Here is a 25,043-nt window from a genome sequence, read left to right on the forward strand (position 1 = left end):
ACACACGACCATGACCCTTCCTGCACCTCCCGCGCCTCCTGCGCACCGCCGAAGCGAAGGCTTCGCCCGCCCGGTACGCGGTCCTCTGCTCATCGGACTGGCCCTGCTGACCGCAGCCGCACTGCTGGCGGTGCTGCGCCGGCCCGCACCTGTGGTGTGGCTGCTCCTCCTGGCGCCCGTCCCCTGGGTGGCTCTGGCCATCGGCCGTGCGCTGCTGCGCGGCCGATGGGTGGTCGTGACGGTCCGGGGCGCGAGCATGCAGCCCACGCTTCTGGGCGGGGACCGTGTTCTCGTCCGACGTGGCCCCGTCCGGGCGGTGGGGGAGCTCGCGGTGCTCGGGCGCGCTGTGATGGGCCCCGACGACCCCGATTACTTCGAGTGGATCATCAAGCGGGTCGCCGCGGTGCCTGGTGACGCGGTACCGCGCGACCGCGTCCCGTCTTTGGCGGAAGTTCCCGAGACCACCGTTCCGCCGGGCAGGCTCGTGCTGCTCGGGGACAACCAGGCACAGAGCTTCGACTCACGCCGCTTCGGCTACTACTCGACCGAGGAGGTGCTCGGTGTCGTCGTACGGCCGCTCGGCCGGGCCGCCCGGCGCTCCCGCCAGGACCGCCGTCGCGGACATCACGGACATCGCCGCCTGCCGGGCTAGCACGAACGCCAGGAGCGGCCCCACTGCCAGGAATGGCACCTCCCTGGGCCGGAACCGCTGTCACCCTCGTCACGTCACGTCACCGGGTCGAAGGCGAACAACTGCCCCTCGGCTTTCGGGTCGCACGACAACTGGAGCAGCGGCTGCCCTTCGCGCCCGCCGGACGTCGCCGATGGCGTGAACCCCAGGCACTTCTGCGAATGGCGTGGGCGCAGCCGGTACAAGTCGTTGTCGGGTGAGGTGCCGAGGCCGGCCTTTGCCGTGCCGGTGACGGCCGTGTCGTCCACACGTTCCAGTACGAAGCGCTCGGCAGGGCCCCGCCGTCCGCAGAAGTCGTCGGCGACCGGGGCGAGGTCGGAGGTACGCCGGTCCGTCACGCCCATGCATCCCGGCCCGAACTCGGGGTGCTGGGAGAGGATCTGATACGTGCCGTCGGGGAATCTTTCCAGGGCGTAATCCGGTATCGCATTGGCGCATTCGTCCTGATGGACCTGTCCCGACCCCTCGCCGACGCGTTCGGCGAGGCAGAGTCCTGAATGCGCGGCGCGGATAAGGTACTTGCCCTCCGGTACGGACGCGGAACGGGTCAGCGGCGCGGTGGTCTCACTCAAAGCGGCGGTCCGCCCCGGCCTGGTGTCATCGGCCCCATCGGCCGCGGAGCCGGTCTGTGCGTACAGGACCAGTCCGAGGGTGACAGCGGTGGCGACACCCGCCGCAGCGATGTACGTTCCCGTCCGCCGGCGCAGGCCCAGGAGGCTGCGTCGTACCGCGGTCGTCGCATCGGCCGGGGTGCCCTGGTCAGGGGCTGTGGCCGAGGCGGTGCTCGCGGGGGTTTCAGGGCCGGGGCAGGCAAGCCTGCTGCGTGTCGCCAGCCAGGCGGCGACGGTGTCCGGCGGACAGCCGCAGGCACGGACGAGCCCTTCCACGACTTCCGCCCTGGGCAGCTTCTCCCGGCCAAGAGCGGCGGCGAGCGTGCTGGCGGGCAGGGTGCGCCCTTCTGATTCGGCCCGGCGGGCCAGTTCCCGGAAGGTCAGTCCGGACAGTGCGCGCAGCCGACGCAGCCCCGCCATGAATGCGGCCACCTCGGTGATGCCTTCCGGTTCTAATCGTTCGTCCCTCATCGTTCCCCCTGCCCTGCCGTAAGAGCTGTCTGGGCGAGAAGCTTGCCACTCCCGAGGAAGCAGGGACAGATGTGGTCTATCGGTTTGTGGCCTTTTGCAGCGCCTGCAGGAGGTCTTCCGCTGTCATGACGCGGAGGGAAGGGGAGCGTGCGTACGTATTCCAGGACACGCTCATTTTCGCCGCGATCGGGCGGTGGCTTCGGTGAGCGTCCGCGAAACAGTCCGCGATGTGTCGCAGCCGGTGCAGCGTGGGGCCTCTGGGGCATCGCATGGTGATGTCGTCACAACGCCACGACGTCACGACTCACGACGTCACGACTCACGACGTCACGACTCACGACGTCACCCGAACAGCGTCACGTGTGCGTCGGCGGCCTTTCTGCCGTCTGGTGCGGCGGGCCGGGCTGCGGAAGACTGGCCGCTGGTACGGCCGCCCGACGGAAGGGAGGGGCCGCAATGGCTGCAGAGATGGAACCGGCTGCTGTTCGCGTCCTGGTGTTCGGCGCGGCCCTGCGCGCTCACTCCACCAACGCGCGACTGGCCGCCCTGGCATCGCACCTGGTCGCCGAGAGTGGCGCCGAGGTCGATCTGGCCGGCATGCGGGAATTCGACATGCCGTTGTACGACGGCGACGTGGAGGACACGGAAGGGCTGCCGGCCGGCGCCCTGGCCCTGGCCGAGCGGATCAATCGTTGCGATGCGTTCGTGATCTCGTCTCCCGAGTACAACGCCTCCGTTCCGGGACTGCTGAAGAACGCCATCGACTGGGTGTCACGTGTCCGACCACAGCCCTTCAAGACCAAGCACGCGCTGTTGCTCTCGTCCTCACCGTCGATGATCGGCGGCAACCGCGGTCTGTGGGCGCTGCGGGTCCCGCTGGAGCACCTGGGGACGCGGGTCTACCCCGACATGTTCAGCCTGCCGCGTGCGCACGAGGGCTTCACCGAGGACGGTCGGCTCTCCCACCCCGGAGCAGAGAAGCGGCTGGCCGAAACCGTCGCCGGGTTCATGCGGCTGGTCTGCGCCGACGTGCAGTTCGTCTGCCTGCAGCGTCGCTGGTACGAATTCCCCGGCGACCGCACCGACGCACCAGTGACCCAGCGCGCCGAGGACTGACCCGGGCCGGCTGCCATTGGCTTCGTGGCAGCCGTGGAGCCAGTGGCATACGAATGCCCTCGACGGGGCGGAGTTCCTGCTTGTTTGTAGTCGGCTGTGTGGTCGGCGTTCGGCCTTAGGTACGGCTGATGTGGGGACCTTGGATCTCTGCGTCAAGACCGTGCGGGGCAAGTCTCGTCACGTTGAATGCTGCCTTCTCCGGGGCCGGGCGGTGTGTGTGGGGTGGGGCTGTGCCTTGGTGCCGCGGGGCGGCGTGGAGCCGTGGCTGAGCTGCATATGGATGCCCCGCCGGAGCGGTCTCGCGGGCCACTTCCGGGCACGACAAGTGTGGGAGCGGCACACCAGTCTCTGCAGGAAGTCGGCAGGTCAGCGCCTTGGCCTCGGCGGCATGCAGTGGTGTGCCCGAGGCTGGCCGGCCGCAGCGCCTGCGGTCTTTGCGCCCGGGCAGGCCCGCCTGGGCGAACCGGCCACGCCAGCGGCGCACGGTGTCCACATGCAGCCCCGTCTCCCGGGCGATGCACGCGTGGGAACGTCGACGCGCGGCGTGCAGCACGACCTGCGCACGCACCCGCAGCCGGTGCTCGGTCTTGTGGCAATAGGCCACGGTCTTTCACCGTACGCGTTCGGTGGCACTTGGGGCCGGCGGTCAGGGGGTGCGGGCGGGCATGGCGGGCGAACCGATCAGCCGAAGTGGATCACTGGTACCTCGCAGCCTGCCCCGCCCATAGCCGCCCCAGCCCTCGAAATGATCGATGCACGAAGGCACTTGAACAGGAAAAACGCAACGTCGACATGGCTCACAGAAGCGGCTACCTTCACCTGGTCTTCGGCGATCGCCCACGGTCGCCCAGGAGTTCCTTCAGGAGAGACGCATGCCCCATCTTGCGCTGTACACATTCAGCGTCCTGAAGTCACCTCTCGCCGATCCCACACCTCTCACGTGCGAGTTCTACGACATTGGTGAGGCCGTCTATCGGAAGATCAGCCAGCACCCCGGGTACCTCGCTCACGCTGAAGCGGCAGACGGGAGCCGGGGCGCGCACTTCGACCTGGACTGGGGCGCATGGGGACAGTTCGCCGTACCGACCTGGTACGGCAAGGGCCGTACGGTGGAAACCATCGCCCTGGCCGCGACCCTCTCACTCTGGACCGACCTGCGCCCCGCCTTCGACGCCATCTACACCGGCCTGCACCGTGACGCGCTGAACAGGCGTTACGACTGGTTCGAGAGGACAGCACACCCGAATTACGTGTTCTGGTGGGTCTCCGACGGCGTGATACCCACCTGGCAGGAAGGGGTTTCCAGACTGGAACACCTTCACGACCACGGCTCCACGCCGCACGCCTTCACCTTCCAGCACTCGTTTGCCCCGGACGGAACTCCACCCAGGATCAAAGGCATCGGGCCGACGAGCGACCAGGTTCGCTGACAAAGAAGCCCGAGCGGCTTCGCCGGCCCCCCGAAGACACAACACAGGTTCCACAGTCACCCCCGTGTCTGCCACCGCGTCCGCATCAGAGTCAGCCGACCGTCTGGGTGCCGATGACGGAGAGCAGGCCCAGCTTGTCGTGGCTCTCAGTGCCGGGGGTGGCGGTATAGACGAGCAGGTGGTGTGACTGGTCGGGGTCGAGGAGGGACTGGCAGTTCAGCTCCAGGGGCCCGACCTCGGGGTGGAGGAAGCGTTTGACCTGGGCGGGGCGGACGCCCACCTCGTGCGTGTCCCACAGGCTCCGGAACTCCTCGCTGCGTTCCAGGAGGAGGTCGGCGTAGTGGGCCGCCCGGGAGTCCGGGCCCCTCAGGGTGGCGACCTGGCGCAGTCCGGAGGTGAACATGCGGGAGAGCAGAGCATGGTCTTCCGGCGCGTACAGTGCGCGGGTGGGCGGGAGGGTGAACCAGCGGTAGCCGATGCTTCGCTCCGGTCCGGTGAACCGGGTGGTGTCGCCGGTCAGAGCGACGCCGAGCGGAGTCTGGCGCAAGGTCTCCCCGAGTTCGGTGACGATCTCGGCTGGGGTGTCGGCCAGGCGGTCGAGGATGCGCAGCAGGCCGGGTCCGACGTGTTGGCTGACCGCGCCGCGGACGGGTGGGTTGTGTCCGGCCAGACGGAACAGGTGGTCACGTTCGTCCAGGGACAGATGCAGGCCCTGCGCCATCGAGGCGATCATCGGTTCGGAGGGTTGCGGGCCGCGCTCCCGTTCCAGCCGCGCGTAGTAGTCGGTCGACATGTGGCACAGCGCCGCGACCTCCTCGCGGCGCAGGCCACTGGTCCTGCGGCGCTGTCCCCGCAGGAGTCCGACGTCCTCGGGCTGCAGCAGCTCCCGCCTACGCCGGAGGAAGGCAGCCAGTCCGGTCCTGTCGATCTCCACGGGTCCTTGCGTCCTCTCCTTTGTGCCACTTCCCTTTCTACCGTCGCTGCGGCGGCGTAGCCACGGATTGTCGATCCCCCTCTCCGGCCACGAGACGACCGCAGTGTGCTAGCGGATCGGCGCTGACCTGCGGACACGGCAAGCTGTCGGCATATCCCCGGCCTCCCGATCAGGGATCGGCAGGCCCTGCACCGCTTCGGCGGATTCGGTCACGGTGGAAGCAACGACACCGAAGGAGCGAACCCATGCCACGCACCGACTTCGACATCACCGTTCCCCACCTGTCCGGTAAGCGCGCGGTCGTCACCGGCGGGAGCGATGGCATCGGACTCGGCATCGCGACCCGTCTTGCGGCCGCCGCCGCAGAGGTGGTGCTGCCTGTCCGCAACCCGAGCAAGGGCGAGGCGGCTCTAGACGCCATCCGTGCGCAGGTCCCCGGCGCGGACGTGTCACTGCGTACGCTGGATCTGTCCTCGCTCGCCTCCGTGGCCGCGCTGGGGAAGACGCTGCTGGCGGAGGACCGCCCGATCCACCTGCTCGTCAACAACGCCGGCGTCATGACACCGCCCGAGCAGCAGACGACCGCGGAGGGATTCGAGCTGCAATTCGGCACCAACCACCTCGGTCACTTCGCGCTCGTCGCCCACCTGCTGCCTCTGCTGCGGGCCGGTCGGGCGCGCGTGACGTCGCAGATCAGCGTCGCGGCGAACCGGAACGCCATCAACTGGGACGACCTGCACTGGGAACGCTCTTACGACGGCATGCGCGCCTACAGCCAATCGAAGATTGCGTTCGGCCTCTTCGGAAGGGAACTCGATCGTCGCAGCGCAGTCGGCGACTGGGGAATCACCAGCAACCTTTCCCACCCGGGCGTCGCCCCCTCGAACCTGCTCGCCGCCCGCCCAGAGGTGGGCCGCGCAAGGGACACCTGGGGCGTACGCGTCATCCGCGCCCTGTCCGCCAGCGGCATCCTCCTCGGCACGGTCCGCACCGCAGCGCTGCCCGCGCTGTACGCGGCCACGTCGCCGCACGCCGAACGCGGAGCGTTCTACGGCCCCAGCGGCCCGGGCCACCTCGGCGGCCCACCCGCGCAGCAGAAGCTCTACAGCCGCCTGCGCAGCACGAACGATGCCCAGCGGATCTGGGAAGTGTCCGAGGAGCTGGCCGGGGTGCGCTGCGCGTGACGGCGGAGGCGGCGGGCGGCTCTGTGGGCCCCAGTTCAGTTCCTCTTGCCTCTCCTCATCGGCCGCGAGGCGCTGCCGCCCTTGGTTGCGATGTCCGTTGCCATGCACGGCTGTTGGCGAATCTGTTGTGGGAGTGCATCCTGAGGCTTCGGTTTTCAGGCGGTGGCACGGAGGGCGGGGGACATGACCTCTGGTGGGGTACGGGCCGGCGATGTGGTCAGGGACGTGGTGGCCGAAATCGCCGCGGTGGAACTGCCCGTGGTGGACGGGCTGATGGCGCTGGACGAGGAGGTCGTGGCCCGGCGGATGGGCCGCGGGCGCAGTGAGCAGGATCCGCTCGGGTTCGGGCTGGACGAGGTGGCTGTACTGGTCACCCCCGTGGTGTGGCTCGCGGTGCATGAAGCGGCGCGCCAGCTCGGCGGCCAAGCCGCGATCAGCGCCACCAGGGGCGTGAAGGCGGTCGGCCGGAGGGTCTTCCGCAGGCGGGCGGAACCAACGGTGGTCCCGGCCTTGAGTCATGAACAGCTGCGTGAGGTACACGAGTTGGTACTCAGGGTGGGTGCTGAGCGCGGTCTGAGCGCGCGGCGCGCGGAGACGATCGCCGACGCGGTGGTGGTCAGACTCGCGCTCACCGCCCAGGGCGGGCAGGACAGGCCCGCCGACGACGTTGCGGACGAAGCCGCGGACGAGGACCAGCCGCGATGACCACGCCGGACCTGCGGCGCCGGTTCGATGAGCGGGCGATCGGCGCCGGCACCACCCCGCGCTTCGTACTGCTGGTCATCCTGCTGCTGGTGAGCAGTGGCTCGATGATGATCAGCGTCTCGCTCACCCGCCGCCTCAGCGAGACGGACGCGAACTCGTTCGGCTGCATGCTCGCCGCCGGCGTTGACCCGAACCGGATCGACGACATGGCCAGCAGCATCGGCATGGTCCTGCACGCCGAAGCCCTGGAGGCCTGCCAAGCCCGGTACGCCCCGGAGCCGCCGCCGGACCTCCTCGGCCTCCTGTGGCCCGTCCTGGTACTTCTAGCGTCCGCGCTGGTGTTCCGGGCCCTGCCGGCCTGGAAGATGTGGCGCGGCCGGCACGTTCCGCTGGAGGACGTCGACCGTACGGGGGAGATCCGCAGTACGTTGCACGAAGCGGCTGCCCAGGCCGGGCTGGCCCGCACACCGCGGTTCGTCGTCGCGCCCACCGCGCTGTCGGCCGGCGCGGCGGTGTACGGAAGCAACCGGCGTCCGACCGTCTGCCTCCACGCCGGCCTGCTGGCCCGCAGGTCCGGTGACCCGGAGGGCTTCCGGGCGGTGCTGCTGCACGAGTTCGCCCACGTGCGCAACGGCGACGTCACGCTGACGTACGCCACCGTCGCCCTGTGGCGGGTGTTCCTCGCCCTGGTCCTGCTGCCGTACCTGGTGTGGTGCGTGGCAGCCATCGTCACATCGTTCCAGTCGCCCATCCGGCACGCCGAGCAGATGACCGTGTGGCGGGCGCTCATCGTTTCCGCGTTCCTGACCGTGCTGGTGTACCTGGCCCGCGCCGACGTACTGCGGATGCGCGAGGTGTACGCCGACCTGGCGGCGGTGAGCGGGGGCGCGGACCCGCGCGGCTGGGCGGTTCCGGTGCCGCCCGGGCCCGAAGGGCGGCTCAGGCGCAGCTGGGCCCGCTTTGTCGAGGTGTGGCGTACCCATCCCCGCTGGGACCTGCGGCGGGGCGCGCTGGAGGATCCCGCGATGCTGTTCGGCGTGCAGGCACTGCCGATGCTCCTGACCGGCATCGCCGCGCCGGTGATCACCAATCAGGCAGGGACCTTGCTGGGCGGCGGCAGTGGATGGCGTGAGTATGTGGTGCCGCTGCTGGGGGCCGCTGCGGTCACCGCGGTTGCGGGGATTGCGCTGTGGCGTGCTGTGGCCCATGCCGTGCTCACCGAAAGGCGCGTGCTGTCCGGTGTGCGTGCTGGATTGTGGCTGGGTGCAGGGATGGCTGTCGGCGCAGTGGCGACGCAGCAGGTATCCACTACGCGCTGGTTGCCGCCCCATGCTGAAGTTCTTGCCGCGGTCGTGGCCGCGGGGGTGCTTTTCGCCTGGTGGATTGCGGAGTCCTCGCAGCTGTGGCTGAGAGCATGGCCCCGGCGGGTACGAGGGCCGGCCATGCTGCTGGTCATGGCGGTGGGTTGTCTGCTGCTGACGGCGTGGATGGTCTGGTGGGACACGTTCGGGATCAATCTGGTCGGCGGATGGTTCGACATGGATGCGGCCCGCCGGGAGACGGAGCTGACCTTCCCCGGGCCGGTCGCTGAGCACCAGGGCATGGTGTTTGCGCTTTCTGTGTGGTTCGAAGTGTTCACCGGATTCATCCAGCCCCTTGTTCTGACTGCTGTCTGCGCGCTGTGCGTGGTGCCGCTGCTGGCCTGGACGACCGGACGGGGCCACCGAGAGGGGCAAGCTTCGGGAGAGAGCACGGCGGAGGAGTCCAGGCCGGCACTGCCGCCGCTGCGGCCCGTGCTGCTGGCCGCGCTGCTGGGCGGCCTTGCCAGCTGGGGCGGCATCGCTGTCGCCAAGGCATACCTGCACACCTGGCAGCCGCCATCGGGGCAGCGTGGCGGCCTGTACTCGGTGAGCCTGAGCGCTTGGATGCTCGTCGTCCTGGTGACCTTCTCGGCGACGACCGGTGCGCTCCTCGCCAACCGGCTGGGTCGCTACCCGCTCTACAGCACCCTGCTGACCGCCGAAATCACTGCGCTGACGGGTCTCTTGGGGGCCCACCTCCTGATGTCCGTCGACGGATGCATCGAGCCCCTCAGCACCCTGGCCTCCACGTGCCATTGGGTGCCGTCGCCCGCATGGACTGTCACCTGGCCACTCCTGGCACCTGTGCTCATCTCCACTGCACTCGTCGTCACCATCGCCGCTACGGCCGTGCTGGCGTTTCAACGACTCCGAGGCCGCGACCAGGGACATTCGGTGGCCGCTCGGCAGCCGGAGAACCGGCGAAGGCTCTACCTCCGGCGGACTGCCGTGGCCACCATATGCACCGTCGTCATGTCCGCCACGGTGGCGGCCGCGGCGGAGACCGACCGGGAGGGAACATCGGGCGAGGGGCTGGAGAACCGGAACCGCGCCTATTCGCAGGTACCCCGCGCCGCGGCCGGCACCCCGGTAATCCAAAGAGCACAACTGGAGTACTGGCTGAAGTTCGGTGGGGGAGACCTCCTGAACCGCTTCGGTGACGCCCATCATGCTCTCGGTGATGCGTTCACCAAAGGCGCCGACGCGGGAGGAATCATCGAAGAATCCGCTTTCGAGCCGATCTGCCGAAAATTCGGCCGGATCGCCAAGGACGCCGGAAAATACTTCCCGATCCCGGACGCCCGCGCCGACGAGCAGTGGCAGCAGCACAACGCCCTCATGCAGAAGGCGGCAAAGGCCTGCTCACACAGCTTCGACCAGGGCGATGAACGAGAATTCAACAAGTCCATGGACGACATCGACAAAGCGGCAGCCTTCAGCGAGAAGATGGGACGCCGTTTCGACGAGATCCGGGCAGCGGCCCCGAATCCCAGCCCGTAGGCCTTGAGGGTGGGAGCGGTGCCCAACAGCCCGGCGCGTTGCCTCCTGCGCCGACCTGAATTGTCCGGCGTCCAATTGCCCCCATGCGACGACCGCCTGGGGGCAAACCCACAGACTCAACTCACCGGGCGCCAGCGGGGTTGGCGTCCTCGCCCAGGTAAGTTCCGTACCCCTCATTCACCAGCGGACCGTCGAAGAGCAGCACCTCGTTGACCAAGCCGCCCTTTTGGTTGCGGTAGTTGATGACCAGGCTGTTCACACCCACGTAGCTGCCGACCACCTCGAACCGCAGGTCGGGTATGCGTCGTAGCCCTTCCGCCCAGTAGGCGCGCAGCGCCTCTTTTCCGCGGATGACTCCGTCACCGCCGAGCAGCTGCGCGGCTACCGGCGAGCGAAAGGTCACGTCGTCGGTGAAGTGTGTCAGTAGAGCGTCCAGGTCGTGCGCGTTCCACGCTGCTATCCAGGAGGCAACGAAGCTTTGCGCCTTTACATGATCCATAAGCGTAGTATGCCGTGAAAGACTCGGCTGTCTACGAGAGGCGGGCCGTTGTCGGGAGCCTCTGCTCCCGACAACAGGCGGCAGGCAGTATGAATGGGGAAGCCCCGGCAGCACAAGCTGCGGGCGTCCCGATCCGGTACGCCCGGTGACGCTCACGAGCCCGAGTTCAGGTCACCTCGGTTTCGAAAGTGCGCAGCAAGTCGGCAGCCACGCTCACAGCGATGGTTGCTGGTTCCTTGCCGGTGATGTCTGCCATCCCGATCGGGGTCTTGATGCGAGCGATGGTTGCTTCGTCGTGGCCGCCCTCTGTGGCGAGGCGTTTGCGGAACCGGCCCCACTTGGCTGCCGATCCGATCAGCCCGATGGAGCCGAGTTGCTGGCTGCGCAGAGCGGCGTCGCACAACGCCGCGTCCTCGGCGTGATCGTGGGTCATGATCAGGACGTGGGCGCCGCGCGGCAGCTCCGCCAGCACTTCCTCGGGAAGCAACGGCGTGTGATGCACATGGACCTGCGCCACCGCGTCCGACAGCGGGTTGAGCCGCTCCTGCGTGAGCATGTCGGAGCGTGTGTCGATGAGGTGGAGGTCGAGATCCTGGCGCGACAGGATGCGCGCCAGTTCCAGCCCGACGTGGCCGAGGCCGAAGATTGCCACCGCCTGCACGGCCGGCAGCGGCTCCAGCAGGATCGAAACCGTGCCACCGCAGCACTGCACGCCGTGCCGGTTGACCACCTTGTCATTCAGGGCGAAATCCAGCAGTTCCGGCTCCGGCTTGGACGCGGCGATCATCTCCCGGGCCCGGTCGATGGCGACGGCCTCGACATTGCCCCCACCGATCGAACCCCACGTCTCGCTCTGACCCACGACGAGTTTCGCGCCGGCGTCGCGCGGCGCGTGGCCGCGCACGGTCGCCACGGTCACGAGCACGCCGGACTCCCGGCGGGCCCGCAACCGTGCGACCGCAGCGACCCAGGCCATGTCAGGCACCGCTCAACTCTTCAGCAGCGACTCCTGCTCGGCGGCCGACGGCCCGTCCGCCGGTGGCAACCTCCTCCTGAGAGGCGTCGGCTTGGAGAGCAGCCCGACGAGCATTCTGGATTGCCCAGTACACCGCTTCCGGCGTTGCGGGTGATGCCAACTCGACACCGACCCCGCTCGGCCCGAACGCGGCAGCGGCCTGCCGCAGTGCCTCGCGCACCGAGAACGCCAGCATCAGCGGAGGTTCTCCCACAGCCTTGGACCCGTAGACGGCACCTTCTTCGGTGGCGTTCTCCAGGAGCGTGACGTTGAATTCCTCGGGCATCTCCGAGAAGCTCGGCAGCTTGTAGGTGCTCGCGGCCTGGGTGAGCAGCCGGCCACGGTTCGGACCTTCACCGGTATCCCAGCGCAGGTCCTCAAGGGTCAGCCAGCCCGCACCCTGTACGAAGCCACCCTCGACCTGACCGATGTCGATCATCGGGGACAGGCTGTCGCCGACATCGTGCACGATGTCCACGCGGCGGATGCGGTATTCTCCGGTGAAGCCGTCCACCTCGACCTCCGTCGCGGCAGCGCCATGAGCGAAGTACTTGAACGGTGAGCCGTGGAAGGTCTTGGCGTCCCAGTGCAGACCCTCGGTCCGGTAGAAACCGGCCGCCGACAGCTGAACGCGCTGGAAGTACGCGGTACGCACCAGGTCGTCCCAGGCCAGCTCCGTGGCGTTGCCCAGAGCTCGCGCGACGCCCTCGACGATGCGTACGTCCGAGGCGTTCGCGCCCAGTTGAGTGGCGGCCACCTGGAGCAGCCGCTCGCGCAACTGCTCGCAGGCGTTCTTCACCGCCCCACCGTTGAGGTCGGCACCGGCACTCGCGGCGGTGGCCGAGGTGTTGGGCACCTTGTCGGTACGCGTCGGGGCGAGGCGGACCTTGTGCAGCGGAATGCCCAGTGTGGTCGCGGCCACCTGCAACATCTTGGTGTGCAGGCCTTGGCCCATCTCGGTGCCGCCATGGTTGATCAGGACGGAGCCGTCCTTGTAGATCAGCACCAGCGCGCCGCCCTGGTTGAAGGCGGTGAGGTTGAAGGAGATACCGAACTTGATGCCGGTGAGCGCAAGGGCCCGCTTGGTGTGCGGGTGTGCGGCATTGAAGGCGGCGATCTCGCGCTTACGATCGGCGAGGCCGGCCTCGTTCTGCACCTGGTGCCAGACAGTGGAGATGCGTTCGGGCTGCGTGACCGGCTGTCCGTACGGTGTCGTCTGGCCTTGGCCGGGCTGGTAGAAGTTGCGTTCCCGCAGCTCCATGGGGTCCAGCCCGAGCTGCGGTGCGACACGGCCGAGGATGTCCTCGATCACCAGCATGCCCTGCGGGCCGCCGAAGCCGCGGAATGCGGTGTTGGAGACCGTGTTGGTCTTGGCGATACGGCCGGCGACGCGTGCGTTCGGGATCCAGTAGGTGTTGTCGATGTGACACAACGCGCGGGCCAGCACCGGCTCGGACAGGTCCAGGCTCCAGCCGCCGTCCGCGGTCAGCGTGGCGTCCAGGGCCTGGATGCGGCCGTCCGCGTCGAAGCCGATCTTCCACGTGGAGTGGAAACCGTGGCGCTTGCCGGACATGGTCAGGTCCTGGGTCCGGTTGAGCCGGAACCGGACCGGGCGGCCGGTCAGCTTGGCGCCGAGCGCGGCGATGGCAGCGAACCCGTGCGGCTGCATCTCCTTGCCGCCGAAGCCACCGCCCATCCGCAGACACTGCACCGTCACCTCGTGGCTGGCCAAGCCGAGCACGTGCGCGACGATCTCCTGAGTCTCGGAGGGGTGCTGGGTGCTGCTCTGGATGAACACCTGCCCGTTCTCGTCGATCTGGGCCAGCGCGGCGTGCGTCTCGAGGTAGAAGTGCTCCTGTCCGGAGAACTGGAACTCGCCGGTGAATACGTGGGCGGATTCGGCGAAGCCCGCGTCGGTGTCGCCGTGCACCATCAAGGGCTTGGCGCCGTGATAGCTGCCTGCCGCGATTGCTTCCTGCAGCGTTACCAGGGAGGGGAGTTCGTCGAGTTCCACCTCGACGGCCGCCGCTCCGAGCCGGGCCGCCTCCAGGGTCTCGCCGAGCACCCAGGCGACGGCGTGGCCGTGGAACATGACCTCATTCGGGAAGAGCGGTTCGTCGTGCTTCATGCCGGCGTCGTTGACGCCGGGCACGTCGGCTCCCGTGAGTACGCGTACCACGCCGGGCACGGCGAGCGCGGGCTCGGTGCGCAGCGCGGTGATCCTGCCGTGGGCCTTCATGACCTGCACCGGGTAGGCGTGCAGCACGTCCTTGGTGCGCTGGACCAGGTCGTCGGTGTAGAGCGCGGTACCGGTGACGTGCAGGTTGGCGCTCTCGTGCGGCATGGGGACGCCGACGACGGGCTTCTCGGGACGCTGGGACAGTTGGCTCATGACGACACCGCCTCGGTGGTCTGCGCGTACAGCTTCAGCAGGCTCTGGCCGAGCATCGCGGAGCGGTAGTCGGCGCTGGCGCGATGGTCGTTCATCGGCGTGCCCTCTGCCTGGAGCACGCTGGCTGCACCCGCCACAGTCTCCTCCGTCCACGACTTGCCCACCAGAGCTGCCTCCGTGGTGAGGGCGCGAATCGGGGTGGCGGCCACGCCGCCCAGGCCGATGCACGCCTTGCGGACGATTCCGTCCTCGATGTCCAGCGCGAAGGCGACCGCCACGCTGGAGATGTCGTCAAAACGCCGCTTGGCGATCTTGTGGAAGGCCACGACGGGTGACAGCGGCAGCGGGATACGCACCGCGCGGATCAGCTCGTCCCGACGGCGCACACTCTGCCGGTAACCGGTGAAGTACTCCGCGAGCGGGACCACGCGCTCGCCGTCGGCGTCAGCAAGCACCAGCGACGCCTCCAGCGCGAGCAGCGCCGGCGGGCTGTCGCCGATGGGGGACCCCGTGCCCAGGTTGCCGCCGAGGGTCGCACCGTTGCGGATCAGCCGGGACGCGAACTGCGGGAACAACTCCGCCAGCAGCGGGACGTCGCCATCCAGACGACGCTCGATCTCGGTGAGGGTGAGCGCCGCGCCGATCTCGAGGTAATCCGGTTCGACGCGCAGCTCGCGCATTTCGGCGAGCCTGTCCACGGCGATCACACAATCCGCCCTGCGGGAACGGATGTTGACCTCTACACCCCAGTCGGTGGAGCCGGCGACCACGATGGCATCGGCCCGTTCGCGCAATTCGTGCAGCGTCTCGGCGAGCGTGTTCCTACGCAGGAAAACCCTGTCGTCCCGGGCGTACTCAGTGGCGACGGGCACGGGCGGGGACTGGTCGCGACGCTGTGCCAGCGGGTCTTCGTCGGTGGGCAGGCCGACCGCGTACGCGGCGTCGCGGATCGGCCGGTAGCCGGTGCAGCGGCAAAGGTTTCCACTCAGCGAGTGCAGATCAAAGCCGTTCGGCCCGTGCTCGGCGTCGGCGTTCTCGGCCGGTCCCTGCTCCTGCTCCTGCTCCGCGTGTGCGCAGCGGCCCGGCCGGTAGTACTCGGCTGCCATGCTGCAGATGAACCCTGGCGTGCAGTAGCCGCACTGAGAGCCGCCGCGGACGGCCATCTCCTCCTGCACCGGATGCAGAGCAGGCGGCGTACCGGGCTCGCCCTCCGCGGCCAGACCTTCAGAGGTGATGACTTCCTGACCATCCAGCGCCGCGACCGGGACGAGGCAGGCGTTGACCGCCACCCAGTCGGTGGGCTTGTCCACTCCGGGACGCGCCACCAGCACCGAACACGCGCCGCACTCACCCTCGGCGCAGCCCTCCTTGGTGCCCGTGAGGCCACGCTCACGCAGGAAATCCAACACCGTGGTGTGAGGGGCGGCAGGTGAAATCGGTGTTTCTTCTCCGTTGACCGTGATCTGCGCCTCTACCATGCCAGGCCTTCCCTTCGGCACACGACCGGTCGATTCATTATGTTCGCCAATTCAAGGCAGCTTTCTGTGTCAGGCCCGCCACGCGAGAGAAGCGGAAGCTAGACGCACGCAACGACAGTGTCGGCATGCGGAAAGGAGGAAGACGGGTACCCGGAGAAGAGGTGGCGGGACACCCGGAAAGTGCCGTCAAAGGGCACGTGAAGACAGCGTATTCAGCAGCCGTGCGCGATGCGGCCCGGAACCCAGACCGTGCACTGGGCGAGGCGACCCAGATCAGAGCTGGTGTACATCTGCCGGTCGCCTCCTCTCAGTGATCATGACGCAGTTCCTACGGAAAGCTAGCCGCAGTGAGTACACGCGTCAAGAGGTTGCTATTGGCCATCTCGACCTGGCGTCGACTGCGGCCTCAGCGTCGTGCGCAGCGCCAGGGCAGAGGGAGCCGACGGCTGCCGGGCAGCCAGGACGCAGTCTTGTCGGCCATCACGTCGTCATCGCGTCTGTCTACGCGCCGGCTCTCGGTCCGGATGCGCGACGGCAAGAACCCTGCGGACGTCCGACCGATCGGAGTCGCTTTCGGACAGCACCCAGCTACCAGGTGGGACAGGCCTGATAGGACGAGCTGAACGTGTCAAGCGGCTGTCATGTTGGTCCCGTCCGACCGTTGGTTCGTGAAGGCTTTCGGTTCGTCGTAGTGGTGAACGTTCTGCAGCACTGCTCGTGATCGATAAGCCTCGGGCTGAAGGGGCCCGGGATTGATGCTGAACTGCCGGAGCTATCGTGAAGAAGTCTTCGCTGTGGCGGTAGCCGAAGACCGTCTGGAGCAGCCACTCCCGATGGCCGGTTCGCCACACGCTCCCGTGAGGCCCCCTTGTCCGTCTCGTCGGCCGCCGCTTGAGTGGGCGATGAGGCGAGTGGTCCCAGAGCAAACCAGGAGACCGCACGGTGCCCCCGTGTGTCCGGCACTGGCGGGCAGTGCCCGCTCCAGGATTCCGGAAGCTCCACCCCATGCGACCTTCTCCCTCGCCCGTCCTGCCCGCAACTCGGAATGGAGCCCCGTGCGTCCACGTACCGTCCTCGCCGGTGTCGCTGCCCTCCTCTTATCGTTCGCCGGGATGCTGACGACCGCCGGCCCCGCCAGCGCCGCTCCCTTGGACCTGACCTGCACACCGCCCAGCAGCAACCTCATCAGGTACAGCCCGCCGCTGAGCAACAGGCCACAGCCGACGACCATCGACACCACCACCCAATACGGCCCCTGCACGTCGCTCACCCAGCCGGGCGTGACCTCGGGCATCCGCAGTTCTCATCTCACCGGCACACTCTCCTGCCTTGAACTTCTCGCCCCCACGCGCATCACGTTCACGATCACCTGGAACACCGGCCAGACCTCCACCGTCCAGGCCAACGTGCAATCCAGCCTTGCGGGGGCAACGCTCACCGTCGTCACGACCGGCACTGTCACCAGCGGACTGTTCGCAGGCGACTCAGTGGTCCAGACAAACGTCGGAGCCGCCACCGACACTGCGGTGTGCACCCTCGGGCTGGGCACCGTGAGCAGCATCTATTCCACGGTCACCCTGGAGATCACCTCCGTCTGACGCCCATGTGCGGCGCTACGCCAACGGCGATGGCCCCGGGCTTTGCCGCTCCGGGGCCATCGAGTACGCGTAGCGCCGGACCTCGGCCCTTCACGCAGACGACCTGCTTGAGCTTGGCCACGACCCGGACCAGGTCGCGCTGCTGCGCGATCACCACGAATACGACCTGGGGGCTTCAGGGGGCGCTCGACGAGCACTACGGCATCGCCGCCCGCTACTTATCGCTCGACCTTCCCTTGCACCCAAGGGCCAAGGGGGGCTGCGCACTGAACAGACCAGTGCGCAGAACGTCGGTCTCAGCTGTGCAGAATTGAGTTCAGCGCCTAGGTCAGAGCCTCGTAACCAGACACCACTGGTCAAGAGAGCGGTGACATCGCGGCACTGGTGGGCGGCTGCAATTCCGGACGCCTGTGCGGCGTACCGAGCCCCCTGCCGCGGTAACCGGGCCCTCAATGCGGAAGCCCTCGCTGGCCGTGGTCGTAGCGTGTGCCGCAACCGAGACGCGCTATGCGCTTCGCAGCTACGAACGGGACCTGGGCGAGCGTCGGTGTCCGGAATCAGCGCCGGGCTCATTCAACGACCGTCACCGGGCTCTCGCAAAATTCCGCCACCAGTCTTATTCGGGTTGGCCTGTCGCACCTTCGCGGCGAGCTCGTGGCCGTCCTGAGCCACCTTGTAACGGAACATGAAGTAGTTGCTCGCGGCGGCCGCCGAGGCGACCGGATCATAGATTTTTTGGCTGGCCCCCGTGGCGTGGTGCCGCGCGAAGGTCTGCGGGATCGTCTGGAGCATGCCCCGGAAACACATGCCCTTGAACCCGTCCGGTGCGCTCCGCCCGCCGAACAGCTCGGGGACGTTCCTGGCGTTGCCGTCACGGGTGTTCATCTGGTGCCCCGGCGCGTTGTACGAGGTCTCGCGCGAGGGCCATCGTCAGCAGGACCGGCAGCCAGTAGCGCTCGGCCAACCCGATGATGTCCAAGGCCTTGCGGATGTACTTCTCGCACGCGGCACGGCCGGCGGCCCATGAGCCGCGTCCGGAGAAGTCGATCTGGCCGGTGTGGATGGGGTCGACGCAGTCCTCGGCGAATCTGCCGCGGATTTCTATACCGTGCTTCTTGGCCAGCGCGGTCAACGAAAACTTGCCGGGCACGCCGTCCGCGTCGGAGCCGGAGAGACGCAGCCTCCGCTGCCAGCGGCTGTAGACCTGCTTCGTTCCCGGCCCGCGGAACTTCCGTGTTCGGCACCGTAACCGGCAGCCGGGAATTCGTGCAGCAAACAGTCCTATACGACTCGAACGCTGCCCGGAATGTCACGAGAATCGTTCTGGCGCGAGAATCGTTCTGTCCGACGCGCGCCCAGATCCACGTGGTCACGATGCTCTCCGTGATGGCTTCCCATGGCTTCCCATGATGGTTATAAGTTGGCCTCGGATTTCTTTTTCTTGACCAGTTCCATTATGTGGCGGAAGTTTAGAGATCCGGGATCGCCGTGATCGTTTTCAGGTACGTGCTGATGGCCGCAAATCCCCCGGAAGTTGTTCCACTGCGAAGCCGTCATACGAGCAGCCGTGGCGCCGTACGAACCGGGGTAGGCCTTCCAGGAATCCGGTCCCGTCAGGGGTACCCCGTGCTCCCGGTGGGCCCACAGAAGGAGCTCCGCCAGGCCCTCCAGCGCCCAGAGGGGAGCTTGCGGCCAGAAGATGTGCGAACGGCTCGCTTTCACCCACTTATCGCGGGTCACGGGGTCGCAGGTGCCTACCAGTTCCACCTGAGTGACGTTGAGAGTGTTCGTCTGTACGCCACCGGGCTTGTTGGCGAGCGCTCGGCTGGAACGGTCGAAATCGAAGTGCTGGTAGATGACGATCCGTTTGGTGTGCAGATCCGGCATGAGTGTGAAATTGGGGGCCGTGGATCCGCCGGCGTATGACGGAACTGTGGTGCCCTCTGTGGTGTGCAGCACGACCGTATTTACCTGTTGAACTTCCCCCGGAAACTTGTTCTGGAACCAATATCGGATGGACGCTCCGGGGTAGCGCTGAGGGCCGCTTGGCATGGCCTCTCCTCGGGTAGTTTCTCGTCGATTTTGCTGTGCGCGCGAAAAGGTGTCCAATATCGCTCCACGCTGCCTGGATCCGATCACGCAGGCAACCGCCGTCGGAAAGGTGGTGACAAGCGGGCGAGCGCCGCAAATTGCCATGCGGTTTCCGCTGAGGGCCTGCATTCGGTCCCGCGATCGGTCGGGGCAAGCAAGCGACACCGAACTGCAGGTCCTTCAGCAGTAGGCAGAATCCTCTGTTCAGCGGGCGGTGTCCGGACGGCTCCTGCCGGTGGTGGCGGGGCCGGTCCTGGACGGTTGCTCCAGCATGCGTCCGGTGCCCAATACGGTGGGAGAACGGCAGCAGCCGGTGGCGTTCGCCGCGGACCCCCTGTGCGGTCCTGGTCGCCGTCCAGGCGCGAGACATCGGCCGCAGGAGGGTGGCGTACCTGCACTGGGCCGCGACCAGTTGTGCGACGGCGGCTGTCCTCGTCATCGCGACGACGGCGACGGGGTTGTGGTCGCAACGATGCGCAGACGCTGATCGCGGGGACGTGTCGTCAAAATGAAGATGCCCGGTCGGCGCCTCGACGTTCCAGGGGCAAGCGGGACCTCCCCGCCTCCTGAGCTTCTTGAGGATGCGAGGCAACGCTGGCCCTACGAACTCCAGCCGTCCCGGATGTCTACTGGATGGCGGTCGGGGCAGCTTGCAGGAGAATTACTGTCGGCATGACATGACATATCAGCGGGGCGGGCCAGGTGGACGGAGCGGCGTAGGGCTCTGTGGGATTTGAGGGTTGGGCAGCTGCGGTTTTGGTGGTTTCACCCGGCGGGGCGGCCGGGGCTCGGGGCACCCGTGTGCGGTCATGCTCAGAGTGCCTGCACACATGGCCAGCGATACTCCGGTACGCCGTAAGAATGAACGGCGAGTCATGTGCTCTCTATCAGCTTGATTCATCTCCGCCCCTTCGGCGCGAAGCGTGAACATACGGCTGTGCTACAGAAAAACGGTACGGCCGTCAAGACGGTTTTCACGGCGCTGTGGTTCGCGCTCGCATTGCACGGGTGCTCTGCCGTGCTTGGCGGGAGTGGGTAGTTAGGCGCGATATCGAGGAAGGTGGCAAGGGTCCGTTCATGCAGGTGCCGCCTTTACCTCGCCCGGCAAACGTCTCATCTGTTCTCTGTTAGCACAGGTGGGCTCACGGCCTCGCTCAGCGCAATGTCTTAACTGATCGGGTGGCTCAGCAACTCTGAACCTCGCTCGACAAGGACGCCGTCGGCGCCACCACTTTCTGTCCGAGCCGGCCGCGCTTCATCCCCTCCGGTGTGCGGCCAGGTGGGGGTGCCGGGCGTGGCGCGCGGGTGGGTAGTGGTGATTGTTGATGGCTGAAGATCGTTGCTCTCTGGTGGTGGGCGGTTTCGGCGTGTAGCGTCAGCGTCAGCTGTCGTGGTCCTGCCCGTGCTCCGGCGCGGGCGTCTTGGTGTGTGTGCCGGACCAGGGCGATCACCTCCGGGGCCGCGCGGTGCGGACCCGACAACGATGGAGAGGCACGAGCATGGCCAGCGGAACCGTGAAGTGGTTCAACTCTGAAAAGGGCTTCGGTTTCATCGCGCAGGACGGCGGGGGTCCGGACGTCTTTGCGCACTACTCCAACATCAACGCCACCGGCTTCCGCGAGCTACAGGAGGGCCAGGCCGTGACCTTCGAGGTCACCCAGGGCCAGAAGGGCCCCCAGGCGGAGAACATCACCCTCGCCTGAGCAAGCCTGACGGTGACCGGTCCACGAGACTCCGCCCGAGCCTCGTGGACCGGTTTCTGATTTTCTGCACTGCCTCGGTACAGGCCGTGTGGGGTCGACCGGGCTGGCTCCGTTTTGGGCCCCGCGACCAGTCCAGGACCCCGGTGCGGTGCACGTCGGTCAGCAGTACCTGGTGCGGTGCGACCGAGCCCAGCCCCGGCCTCGGGCCAGTCCCGCAGCCGGCGTCAGTGGGTCTTGCCCGAGCCGAAGCCGGGATCCTGCGGCAGCCACTCCCGCCAGCTCCTCGTTCGCAGCACGAACAGGACTCCCTGTAGGCAATCCCCGGTCATCGAGTGATGAACGGTGGAGCTTGCGAAGCCGTTGCTGCCACACCGGACGCAAGGCTCTACCTGGCCCCACCGGTCGTCCGGCACAAGCCACGACGGCCCCTTCCCCGTCCTCAGTGCCATGTCTTCCACCGCGCGAGGGTCAACTGGTGCCGCGACCTCGCTTCTTGCTGGCAGTTGGCGTGGCGAGGTGACAGCTGTCTCGGCTCGGCACGCTGCACCGCACGTGGCCTGGGGCTGCTAGGTTGCCTCTAGGCGAACGTGTGTACGGAGGTAGTGCTGTGATCGGGCTGGGCGCAATAGCGGGGATCGCGTTGGTGGAGCTCGGCATGGTGCTGACGCCGGGGCCGAACATGATCTACCTGGTCTCCCGCTCGATCAGCCAGGGCCGCCGGGCGGGACTGATCTCGCTGGCCGGGGTCGCCCTCGGATTCCTGGCCTACCTCTTCGCAGTGTCCGCCGGTATCGCCACGGTCTTCGCGCTGGTGCCGGAGATCTACCTGGCGATCAAGCTGGCCGGAGCGGGCTACCTGCTCTGGCTGGCCTGGAAGGCCATCCGGCCCGGCGGCCGATCCGCGGTCGCGACGCAGGATTTGGAGCAGGACGGGCCCCGCAAGCTCTTCCTGATGGGCTTCCTCACCTGTCTGCTCAATCCCAAGGTGGCCATCCTCTACATCTCGCTGCTGCCGCAGTTCGTCGACCCTGAGCGCGGGCATGTCGGTCTGCAAGGGCTGCTGTTGGGGCTGACCCAGATCGCGGTGGGGGTCGCGGGCAATGCGTTCTTCATCGTGACGGCCGGCTCCGTCGCCGGGTTCTTCGCCCGGCACCCTCTGTGGCAGCGCCTGCACCGCTATGTGATGGGCACCGCGCTGGCGGGCTTCGCCGTCAAGATTGCCACCGAACGAACGGGTGCGGCGGTCGCCGTGCGCTGACAGCTGAGCGCTGCAAGCGGCCACCGCAGGCGTTGGTGCCCCGGCCATCACTCAGAGCTGGGCATCGGTCTTGGCCGGCGCGAGCGGCTTGGGCTGTTGGAGGACATCCCGCGCATCCGCGGCAGAACGGGGGGCCACGCCATCGGCCCCGACAGAGGTCGTAGGCGTGGCATGGCAGAACTCCCGGAAGTGTCTGTGCGGGGGCGGCAGGCCGGATTGCGTGTTGGAGCTGTTTGCGAGGGGAGCGACACGGGCGCCTGCGCGGCCCCTTCAGTCGATGCAGAACTCGTTGCCCTCGATGTCCAGCATCGGGATGCACGAATCGTTGCCGTCGTACAGCGTTTGCACATGTACTGCTCCGAGCGGTACCAGTCGTGCGCACTCGGCCTCCAGCGCGGCGAGGCGCTCCTTACCCACAAGGCCGGTGCCGACCCGCACATCAAGATGCACCCGGTTCTTGGCTGCCTTCCCTTCGGGAACGCGCTGAAAGTACAGTCGCGGGCCCACGCCTGAAGGGTCAATGCAGGCAAACCATGCATCCTGCTGCTCAGGTGGCTGCGCGCGCTTGAAATCGTCCCACGTGGCAAACCTCTCCGGCGGCGGTGGCACGACGTACCCCAACACCTCACACCAGAAGCGAGCCAGGCGCTCAGGTTCCGCGCAGTCGAAGGTGACCTGGACCTGCCTGATCGATGACATCAGCGCACCATAGCAGGGGATTCACTTGCCCATCTCCCGGCGTGGAGAGGCTTGTTGTCGACAGGGACGACCACGAGGGACAGGCCGGCATCGCAGGTCGGCGAGCAGGGCGAGCCGGTCGCCGGTTGGCGTCGGCTCTCCGTGCTATGGCCGGGTCGCGGTACGTACGACGGGGGACGTGCGAACCGCGGCCGGCGCGCCATCGGGACCAGGGCAGGGGGAGGCGGTGATGCCGGATGTGGTGGCGATGGCGTCGCCGTAGATGACTGTGCGTACCGGGCTGCGAGTCCGACGGCCTTATCGGATTCGCTATGCGCGCAGCGCCTGCGACAGCGCGTCAACGGTCACGCCCACGATGGCCAGGAGCTGTGCCGGGCTCGCACCGGCCCTGCTCATGACGGCGAGCGACTGGTTCACAGCCGCCGCGTGCACGGCGAAGGTCTCGGCGTCCTGGTCGGTCAGTCGGCCGGCCTTCAGTGCGGTGCGCAGGCGCAGGCGCTGGAAACCGAGCGACTGCTTGGCGTGCGCGGCGACGCTCGGACTCAGCACCGGGATCGCCATGGCCGACTGGGCGATCAGGCATCCATCAGGTAGTTCGGGATCGGCGATGCGCTCGAGGGTGACGTCGAAAAACGCGCGAACAGCGGCAACGGGGTCCGAGGCTGCACGCGACAGGGCGGCGTCGTACTTCTCGCCGTAGCGCGCGGCGTAGCGATCCAGGCAGCGTAGGAAGAGCGTGTCCTTGCCGCCGAGGGAGGAGTAGATGGAACTGCGGTTCAGGCCGGTTGCCCGGGACAAGTCGTCCAATGAGGTGTCGGCGTAGCCGTCGCGCCAGAACTGGATCATCGCGGCGTCGAGCGCCGTGTCCATGTCGAACTGCTTCTTGCCTGCCACGCGGGACTTCCTTGCCGATGCGTCGATGGTTCGGGCTGTGTTGCGCACCATTCTATCTTGGACTGGTCAGTTCAAGATGCGTTAGTCTTCAAGCGTGGCCATGGCCAGGCATGCCGCGCACCTGCGACCGCGCGAGAAAACACACCACGTGGTCCCAGTCACCGCCGTCAGCCACACCGTCCCAACCGCACACCTGACACCGAACCTGACACCGATGGAGGATCCCCGTGACCGGCCCAGCAACCAGCACTCCGCATGTCTCCGCAAGCAACCCCGTCCCCGACCTGCCCCTGCAGCGTCTCGCCGGATTCACCCACCGCTGGGTCGACGCGGACGGCGTCCGCCTTCATGTCGTCGAAGGCGGACGGCCGAGCGGCCCGGCCGTCGTCCTGCTCGCCGGATTCCCGCAAACCTGGTGGGCCTGGCGAAAGGTGATGCCCGGCCTCACCCACCGGTTCCGCGTCATCGCGATCGACCTGCCGGGTCAGGGCCACTCCGAGCGTCCCGAGCGCGGCTACGACACGCACACGGTCGCCGCGCACGTCCACGCAGCCGTGAAGGCTCTCGGAGTGTCGACTTACTCCCTGGTCGCCCACGACATCGGCGCCTGGGTCGCTTTTTCCCTCGCCCTCAACTTCGAGAGCCACCTGCGCGGGGTCGCTCTGCTCGACGCCGGAATTCCCGGTATCACTCTCCCGGAGACGATTCCCACCGACCCGGATCGGGCGTGGAAAACCTGGCATTTCGCGTTCCATACCGTGCCCGACCTGCCCGAGACGCTGCTTGCCGGCCGTGAACGCGAGTACGTCGGCTGGTTCCTGCAGGTGAAGGCCCTGTCTCCCGACACATTCGACGACGCCGAACTCGACCACTACGCGGCCGCCATCGCCGTCGACGGCGGCTTGCGCGCTTCTCTCGCGTACTACCGAGACGCCGCGGAGTCAGCGCGTAAGAACCGCGAGGCGCTCAAGCAGCGGCACCTGACCGTGCCCATCCTCGGAATCTCCAGCAGCCACGGCTCCGTTCCGGACATGGCCGCCGCCATCAGCCCATGGGCCGACAACACCACCGGAATCGTCGTGCCCGACGCTGGCCACTTCATCCCCGACGAGCAGCCCGAAGCTGTCGCTGCCGCGATAGCAGACTTCATCGCCGACGACGACTGACACCCGTCGAACGTACCCGACCGTACCGCCCCAGGCCGCGCGAAACTCAGCCCACGAAGTCTGACTGCCCTATCAGTGCTTCGTTACGGCTTGCTCTGGGCCGTCACCTCAGCAGCCTCGACGACCAGGTCTTCGACGAGATTCCGTTGCTGGTCGTAGATGGTGGCGCGATGACGCTCCGGGTCGTAGCGGCACTTCCCCCCCCGGGACCAGTCGATGTTGCCCTGGGGTCAGGTGCCCATCGCGT

General features: G+C 67.5%; 22 protein-coding genes. 10 read left to right on the top strand and 12 right to left on the bottom strand.

Translation table 11 applies throughout. The annotated features are described in order from the left end of the window. Window positions 1-10 precede the first annotated feature (10 nt). Window positions 11-652, top strand: a complete 642-nt coding sequence (locus ABZ840_RS08035) for a S26 family signal peptidase (RefSeq protein WP_361555040.1) — start codon at window positions 11-13, stop codon at window positions 650-652. A gap of 74 nt (window positions 653-726) precedes the next feature. Here ABZ840_RS08035 and ABZ840_RS08040 read toward each other — a convergent pair whose 3' ends face one another. Next, window positions 727-1,773, bottom strand: coding sequence for an XRE family transcriptional regulator (locus tag ABZ840_RS08040; RefSeq protein ID WP_361555043.1), 1,047 nt, complete (start codon window positions 1,771-1,773; stop codon window positions 727-729). 456 nt (window positions 1,774-2,229) lie between these two features. Between ABZ840_RS08040 and ABZ840_RS08045 the strand changes: the two genes are divergently transcribed. Then, window positions 2,230-2,889 carry an NAD(P)H-dependent oxidoreductase gene (locus ABZ840_RS08045; RefSeq protein ID WP_361555046.1) on the top strand — a complete coding sequence of 220 codons (660 nt, stop codon included), beginning with the start codon at window positions 2,230-2,232 and terminating at the stop codon, window positions 2,887-2,889. A gap of 115 nt (window positions 2,890-3,004) precedes the next feature. On the opposite strand, the gene ABZ840_RS08050 is transcribed toward ABZ840_RS08045, so the two are convergent. Beyond that, entirely contained in the window at window positions 3,005-3,493 is a 489-nt protein-coding gene (locus ABZ840_RS08050) for a helix-turn-helix domain-containing protein (RefSeq protein WP_361555049.1), read from the bottom strand. Between the two features lie 268 nt (window positions 3,494-3,761). Between ABZ840_RS08050 and ABZ840_RS08055 the strand changes: the two genes are divergently transcribed. Then, complete coding sequence (locus tag ABZ840_RS08055) at window positions 3,762-4,319, top strand: DUF3291 domain-containing protein (RefSeq protein WP_361555053.1); 558 nt, start codon at window positions 3,762-3,764, stop codon at window positions 4,317-4,319. A 91-nt stretch (window positions 4,320-4,410) separates the two neighbouring features. On the opposite strand, the gene ABZ840_RS08060 is transcribed toward ABZ840_RS08055, so the two are convergent. Then, window positions 4,411-5,253, bottom strand: a complete 843-nt coding sequence (locus ABZ840_RS08060) for a helix-turn-helix transcriptional regulator (RefSeq protein WP_361555056.1) — start codon at window positions 5,251-5,253, stop codon at window positions 4,411-4,413. 245 nt (window positions 5,254-5,498) lie between these two features. On the opposite strand from ABZ840_RS08060, the gene ABZ840_RS08065 reads away from it, so the two are divergent. The 3 genes from ABZ840_RS08065 to ABZ840_RS08075 all read left to right on the top strand — a co-directional run bounded on the left by ABZ840_RS08065 (window position 5,499) and on the right by ABZ840_RS08075 (window position 10,003). Next, window positions 5,499-6,437 (top strand): SDR family oxidoreductase, encoded by a 939-nt coding sequence (locus ABZ840_RS08065; protein WP_361555059.1) that lies wholly within the window; start codon window positions 5,499-5,501, stop codon window positions 6,435-6,437. Window positions 6,438-6,620: 183 nt separating this feature from the next. Continuing rightward, window positions 6,621-7,142, top strand: a complete 522-nt coding sequence (locus tag ABZ840_RS08070) for a hypothetical protein (protein ID WP_361555062.1) — start codon at window positions 6,621-6,623, stop codon at window positions 7,140-7,142. Beyond that, complete coding sequence (locus ABZ840_RS08075) at window positions 7,139-10,003, top strand: M48 family metalloprotease (RefSeq protein ID WP_361555065.1); 2,865 nt, start codon at window positions 7,139-7,141, stop codon at window positions 10,001-10,003. The genes ABZ840_RS08070 and ABZ840_RS08075 overlap by 4 nt, the downstream gene beginning before the upstream one ends. A gap of 121 nt (window positions 10,004-10,124) precedes the next feature. Here ABZ840_RS08075 and ABZ840_RS08080 read toward each other — a convergent pair whose 3' ends face one another. From ABZ840_RS08080 to ABZ840_RS08095, 4 genes are all read right to left on the bottom strand, one after another. After that, the gene (locus tag ABZ840_RS08080) at window positions 10,125-10,502 is read right to left on the bottom strand and encodes a nuclear transport factor 2 family protein (protein WP_361555068.1); all 378 of its coding nucleotides are present in this window, start codon (window positions 10,500-10,502) and stop codon (window positions 10,125-10,127) included. Between the two features lie 166 nt (window positions 10,503-10,668). Beyond that, window positions 10,669-11,478, bottom strand: a complete 810-nt coding sequence (gene xdhC, locus ABZ840_RS08085) for a xanthine dehydrogenase accessory protein XdhC (protein WP_361555071.1) — start codon at window positions 11,476-11,478, stop codon at window positions 10,669-10,671. 1 nt (window position 11,479) lies between these two features. After that, window positions 11,480-13,909 carry a xanthine dehydrogenase molybdopterin binding subunit gene (gene xdhB, locus ABZ840_RS08090; RefSeq protein ID WP_361555074.1) on the bottom strand — a complete coding sequence of 810 codons (2,430 nt, stop codon included), beginning with the start codon at window positions 13,907-13,909 and terminating at the stop codon, window positions 11,480-11,482. Then, the gene (locus ABZ840_RS08095; protein ID WP_361555077.1) at window positions 13,906-15,387 is read right to left on the bottom strand and encodes an FAD binding domain-containing protein; all 1,482 of its coding nucleotides are present in this window, start codon (window positions 15,385-15,387) and stop codon (window positions 13,906-13,908) included. The genes xdhB and ABZ840_RS08095 overlap by 4 nt, the downstream gene beginning before the upstream one ends. Window positions 15,388-16,499: 1,112 nt before the next feature. Here ABZ840_RS08095 and ABZ840_RS08100 point away from each other — a divergent pair. Then, complete coding sequence (locus tag ABZ840_RS08100; RefSeq protein WP_361555080.1) at window positions 16,500-16,985, top strand: hypothetical protein; 486 nt, start codon at window positions 16,500-16,502, stop codon at window positions 16,983-16,985. 573 nt (window positions 16,986-17,558) lie between these two features. On the opposite strand, the gene ABZ840_RS08105 is transcribed toward ABZ840_RS08100, so the two are convergent. From ABZ840_RS08105 to ABZ840_RS08115, 3 genes are all read right to left on the bottom strand, one after another. Continuing rightward, the gene (locus ABZ840_RS08105; RefSeq protein ID WP_361555083.1) at window positions 17,559-17,870 is read right to left on the bottom strand and encodes a hypothetical protein; all 312 of its coding nucleotides are present in this window, start codon (window positions 17,868-17,870) and stop codon (window positions 17,559-17,561) included. Beyond that, entirely contained in the window at window positions 17,857-18,135 is a 279-nt protein-coding gene (locus ABZ840_RS08110; protein WP_361555086.1) for a hypothetical protein, read from the bottom strand. The genes ABZ840_RS08105 and ABZ840_RS08110 overlap by 14 nt, the downstream gene beginning before the upstream one ends. Window positions 18,136-18,398: 263 nt before the next feature. Then, window positions 18,399-18,872 carry a hypothetical protein gene (locus ABZ840_RS08115; protein ID WP_361555089.1) on the bottom strand — a complete coding sequence of 158 codons (474 nt, stop codon included), beginning with the start codon at window positions 18,870-18,872 and terminating at the stop codon, window positions 18,399-18,401. Between the two features lie 1,703 nt (window positions 18,873-20,575). On the opposite strand from ABZ840_RS08115, the gene ABZ840_RS08120 reads away from it, so the two are divergent. Continuing rightward, the gene (locus ABZ840_RS08120; protein WP_361550724.1) at window positions 20,576-20,779 is read left to right on the top strand and encodes a cold-shock protein; all 204 of its coding nucleotides are present in this window, start codon (window positions 20,576-20,578) and stop codon (window positions 20,777-20,779) included. Window positions 20,780-21,434: 655 nt separating this feature from the next. After that, window positions 21,435-22,037, top strand: coding sequence for a LysE family translocator (locus tag ABZ840_RS08125; RefSeq protein WP_361555092.1), 603 nt, complete (start codon window positions 21,435-21,437; stop codon window positions 22,035-22,037). Window positions 22,038-22,307: 270 nt separating this feature from the next. Here ABZ840_RS08125 and ABZ840_RS08130 read toward each other — a convergent pair whose 3' ends face one another. Then, the gene (locus ABZ840_RS08130) at window positions 22,308-22,736 is read right to left on the bottom strand and encodes a VOC family protein (RefSeq protein ID WP_361555096.1); all 429 of its coding nucleotides are present in this window, start codon (window positions 22,734-22,736) and stop codon (window positions 22,308-22,310) included. Window positions 22,737-23,045: 309 nt separating this feature from the next. Next, entirely contained in the window at window positions 23,046-23,630 is a 585-nt protein-coding gene (locus ABZ840_RS08135; RefSeq protein WP_361555099.1) for a TetR/AcrR family transcriptional regulator, read from the bottom strand. Between the two features lie 227 nt (window positions 23,631-23,857). Here ABZ840_RS08135 and ABZ840_RS08140 point away from each other — a divergent pair, with 227 nt between their 5' ends. Continuing rightward, window positions 23,858-24,796, top strand: a complete 939-nt coding sequence (locus ABZ840_RS08140; RefSeq protein ID WP_361555102.1) for an alpha/beta hydrolase — start codon at window positions 23,858-23,860, stop codon at window positions 24,794-24,796. Window positions 24,797-25,043: the final 247 nt, after the last annotated feature.

This window comes from Streptomyces sp. NPDC047117, from assembly GCF_040643545.1.
Taxonomy (GTDB): domain Bacteria; phylum Actinomycetota; class Actinomycetes; order Streptomycetales; family Streptomycetaceae; genus Streptomyces.